1 protein-coding gene is annotated in these 366 nt (G+C 41.8%); it reads left to right on the plus strand.

The features are described 5' to 3' along the window. Positions 1 to 22: 22 nt before the first annotated feature. Positions 23 to 366 (plus strand): LptF/LptG family permease (locus BCT81_RS11300; protein ID WP_133152606.1); only part of this gene is annotated, 344 nt, incomplete at its 3' end.

Genomic DNA, 366 nt, shown 5'->3' on the forward strand with positions numbered 1-366 from the left:
GTTTTGTATAGGTAATTTGAGCGTGATTATTGTTAGATATTTGATCCGCGAGACAATCAAGAGCCAATTTGCGATCTTTTTTGTTCTCTTTCTCGTGTTTCTCAGCCAAAAATTCATCAGTGTGTTAGCGGACGCCTCTGATGGTGCTATCCCTGCGAGTCTAATCTTGTCGATCGTTAGTCTAAATATGCCAGCGATGGGCTTATTGATGCTTCCGCTCAGTATCTATATTGGTATTTTGCTTACTTTTGGTCGTCTTTACGCTGAAAGTGAAATAGTGGTCATGAACGCGACCGGTATCGGTAACAAATTCCTGATTCAATCGGCACTGTACTTAGCTTTGATTACTGCATCGGTTGCCGCTTT

The sequence above is a fragment of the Vibrio sp. 10N.261.52.A1 genome, from assembly GCF_002876325.1.
Lineage (GTDB): Bacteria > Pseudomonadota > Gammaproteobacteria > Enterobacterales > Vibrionaceae > Vibrio > Vibrio chagasii.